4 protein-coding genes are annotated in these 3,924 nt (G+C 31.3%); all 4 read right to left on the bottom strand.

The window, feature by feature from the left end:
• Positions 1 to 80: 80 nt before the first annotated feature.
• Positions 81 to 941 (bottom strand): glycosyltransferase family 2 protein, encoded by an 861-nt coding sequence (locus IBX42_RS11535; RefSeq protein ID WP_294933081.1) that lies wholly within the window; start codon positions 939 to 941, stop codon positions 81 to 83.
• Positions 938 to 1,813 carry a methyltransferase domain-containing protein gene (locus IBX42_RS11530; protein WP_294933080.1) on the bottom strand — a complete coding sequence of 292 codons (876 nt, stop codon included), beginning with the start codon at positions 1,811 to 1,813 and terminating at the stop codon, positions 938 to 940. Before IBX42_RS11530 ends, IBX42_RS11535 begins: the two co-directional genes overlap by 4 nt.
• A 65-nt stretch (positions 1,814 to 1,878) precedes the next feature.
• Entirely contained in the window at positions 1,879 to 3,177 is a 1,299-nt protein-coding gene (locus IBX42_RS11525) for an oligosaccharide flippase family protein (RefSeq protein ID WP_294933079.1), read from the bottom strand.
• A gap of 12 nt (positions 3,178 to 3,189) precedes the next feature.
• Complete coding sequence (locus tag IBX42_RS11520; RefSeq protein ID WP_294933078.1) at positions 3,190 to 3,831, bottom strand: class I SAM-dependent methyltransferase; 642 nt, start codon at positions 3,829 to 3,831, stop codon at positions 3,190 to 3,192.
• Positions 3,832 to 3,924 lie beyond the last annotated feature (93 nt).

The following is a 3,924-nucleotide window of genomic DNA, read 5'->3' as shown; positions in this document are numbered from 1 at the left end:
AAATAGAATCAAGCTGTTCATTTAAGTACTTCTCGCCATTGTAAGTTGCCATTGCTACTGAGATTAAAGGCATCAATGGTTCAGACATTTAATTTACCTAATTTTTTTTGTTTTGCATGGATATATCCCAATAAAATATAATACGTTTTTTTAATTTTTTCATCTTCTAACAATATTATTCGCATAAACTCTTTTAAAAAGTTCATTTTATCTATGCGGATAAACGTATTAAAAATATCTTTATACATATAGTGTAAAGAAAAACGATTCCTGGTTCTGTAATAAAGCCTTAAGGCCGAGTGGTTCGTCGTGTAAAATACTTTGCCAAAAAGTACATGTTGCGTTATCTCACCAAGATTATGCTCTAAAACAGCATTATTTACTTGAATTATTTTATATCCTTTTAGCTTGCTTCGCAAACAATATTCATTATCTACATAGTCGATAAAAAAATCATCTTTAAATGGTCCTATATTATTATAAGCGCTCAAATTTAGGAGGTTGCCTGATGTCATAGCAACTATGATTTCATTATCAATATCCTTAGACTCGGTTTTTGGAAAATAAGAATTGGCATGATAAGGAGACACTATGCTTATAGCTTCTCCGCATCTGGTCACATTTAAAAATTCTATCATTCTCGGAAGCATTGATCCAGTTATTTTGCTATCTTGATCCATTGTAAGAAGCCAATTGTACCCATCTTGAAAAGCTTTAGCACACCCTATGTTTAAGGCTCGGGCAATCCCTAAATTGCCACCATTGTCTATATACTGAACTTTAGAGTTCACTTTAAACTCATCTACCAAGCTACTATTGTAATGCTCAGAGTTATCAACAATGTAAAGCTGTTCAACATTGTCAATATATGAATATATATTCTCAGAAACATGTTTATCAGGATTAAATAATACTACAACAGCCGCAATTCGTAAATTCATAATTTATCGGAGGAAAAAGGAGATTTGTATTTATCCGATCTTACATGCTCAAGAAAGCTTTCATTATTAGGGCTGTTGTTATCTGATAATTTTTGGACGACAACCAGTATATGCATAGGAGCAATCGCTTCAATAGCTTTTATTTGAAGATTAAGATAATCCATAAGCTCCGCGACAAGAGGCGAATTAAAAACGTGGTGATGCCAACATCTATTTTCATAATTTTTTTCAGATCGTTCAGAAAATTGCTGATGGGTACCGGCTTCCAAATCCCTACTAAGATCATGTAATTCTAAAATCTCACTCATATGTGTTAGATCTTTTTCCGTAACATCATTTTCATAATCTTGTATGAGATGATCTAATGTTGTAACTGGATGCTTATGATCAAATGTACCATCTTTATGTGGGACGAGAACAATAAGATGCCCTCCATCCTCCACTACTCGCATCCATTCTTTTAGAGCCTTTATGGGATTGGCCGTATGCTCAATCATATGAGAAGAGAGTAAAAAATCATATGTTTCACTCTCTATTTGATTCAAGTCAGTTGCTTCAAGGACATATTGTCTTCCTGGAGCATGTGCCTCATCATAAAAATATTTCAGGCCCTCGCTTATATTTCCTTCCCAAACCGTATGGCTTGCAAAATTACAATTATCTAACAATTTGATGTGCGTATAAATAGGAATAACATTTTTTTGTTGAAAGATTGAGCTTAGACCACCTACCTCCAGTCCTTTTCCTGCAGAAACAATCTCTTTAATTAAAGAATATGCTTTTGCTTTCATAGGAAAAAGAAACCCGTATATTGCGATAAGAAGATTAATTAAACCTTCTTTTTTATATATAAATATTACACTTTTAATCATTGTCTCACTTTTTTTAATACTAATTTTATCTTATAAATAAAAATCTTGGTGCTAAGTCCAGTAAACTACACGACAATTTTGGCATTTTCTTCCAGTTTTACATCTATCTGTTTGTAAAACCACCAACTTGTAAACCATGAACTTGTTAACAAATGGGCTAAAAAAGTACCCATTGCAACACCAAGCAGACCATAATATTGAAGCAATATTACAGAAAAAAATACATTTAAAAATGCATCCAGCATTGTCATGTATGAGGTTTCTCTATGAGCTCCCATTGCTACAATAAAGACAGCACTTACATGAACTCCCGTATGTAACATACCAAAAGCAATAAAAATTCTTAAAATATTTTCATCCAATACATACTTTGGTCCTACCCACCACTCAAGTATAGTACTTCCATATATAAACAAAAATCCATATCCCGCGAATCCCAATATAAGCGAAAATAACAAAGTTTTATTGTGAAGTTTTAAAATCTCTTTGTATTTACCTTCTTTATCCAATCTTGCTATATCTGGTATCATAATATCCACAATCCTAAAAAGTAAACTCTGAGAAATTGCTACCAGTTTATATCCTATGGCATACACCGTGACACTTCCGACTCCTATAAGAGAAGAAATTACTATATTATCACTCGATAAAATTATCATAGCTGATGCCGTTATAATAAAATAATGCATACTTGGTTTTAGCATTTCTTTTAAAAGAGACAGATCAAAATATCTTAATGATATAGTAAATGTAATTTTTTTGTTTGCCATATAATAGATGTAAATTGCCGAAGCAATACTCATAAATAGGTTTATTAGTGCCAGAGTGATCAACATATGTCCAAAATATAATGCCACAAACATAAGTACTGCAGTAATAACGCTATTTACAATCAAAATATAATTATGTATATACAACATGTCTTTTGCAAATAACAATGTTCCAAAAAGGCTACTTATAAAATTAATAAAAAAAACTATAAAAAATATACTAAAAGCAACTTTTGCTTCAAAAAGAAGTACGCTCCGAATTAAAAATATTGTCTCTAAATTTACAAGTAAATATAAAAACACAAATATCACTAGCGCGCTTATAGCAAGATAAAAAAAGAGCGTACTATTCAAATACCTACTAATATATTTAGCATCGTCCTGCTTGCTAACTTCTTTTAAAAAAGTGGTGCCAAAACCAAATCCTGTCAGACCAAAGTAACCAATAAGCGTAGTAAATAAAATCCATAAGCCATACAAGTCTTCTTGAAGTTTTTCTACCATGTATGGAATCAATAAAAGAGGGATGATGATTTGAACAAACATTTGTAAATATGTTGTTGCTATTGTATTAATATATTTTTTACTGAACATGAATAATAAAAGCTATTTCAACTTGACTCTAAAGCCAAATTGTAAAAATCTAGTGTCTTCTCCGAGAAACAATTGCAATAACATTATTTTTAAGTTGCTTAATTTTCTTTTTGAAAAATACACTTTATTAATTCCACATAACTTTTCTGTTTTAAACTGATGCTTCAAAAAGTCTTGTTTGATGCTCTTAAGAGTAAAAAAACGTAAATGCGTTTTATCTAAAATTCCTTCTTCTGTATATTTCCAATCTTTTTTAATTAACAAATCATACAAATTCCTAATATATCTAACATTCGGGATACTACCGATCATGCAAGCATCTTTGGCACACTTAGCTTTTATTCGATTATAAAACATGTGATGATCTACCATATGTTCAATAACATCATTACAAATAACTAGATCAAAATAATTGTCAGGCAAATCATTAAAAGCATCATCAAATGTTCCGATTATTACTTTATTTAATTTCGTTTTTGCAATATTTGCAACCTCTTCATTTGGTTCTACTCCCCAATATTCACAATTGTCAGAAGCATTTGCTCTAAATCCCCCTTTACCACATCCTATTTCTAAAACTTTAGAATATTTTTGTGGTATGAACTCAGCTACTTCTGCTCTAATGCCTTCATAATATGCTGATGACTCAACCATTTACAAAACCTTTAATACTTTAGGGCACCTCTAAAAACCCCCAACTGCCTTCAGAGGGAAAAAGAGAGATGAGATTGTGCAGAACTTTTCTTG

The sequence above is a fragment of the Sulfurimonas sp. genome (genome assembly GCF_014859695.1).
Taxonomy (GTDB): domain Bacteria; phylum Campylobacterota; class Campylobacteria; order Campylobacterales; family Sulfurimonadaceae; genus Sulfurimonas.
The sequence above is the reverse complement of the archived record's forward strand: the minus strand, read 5'-3'. Positions and strand labels throughout refer to the sequence as shown.

Excerpts from the sequence above, each read along its gene's own strand:
- IBX42_RS11535 (WP_294933081.1), bottom strand. The coding sequence starts at position 941 with ATGAATTTACGAATTGCGGCTGTTGTAGTATTATTTAATCCTGATAAA.
- IBX42_RS11530 (WP_294933080.1), bottom strand. The coding sequence starts at position 1,813 with ATGATTAAAAGTGTAATATTTATATATAAAAAAGAAGGTTTAATTAAT.
- IBX42_RS11525 (WP_294933079.1), bottom strand. The coding sequence starts at position 3,177 with ATGTTCAGTAAAAAATATATTAATACAATAGCAACAACATATTTACAA.
- IBX42_RS11520 (WP_294933078.1), bottom strand. The coding sequence starts at position 3,831 with ATGGTTGAGTCATCAGCATATTATGAAGGCATTAGAGCAGAAGTAGCT.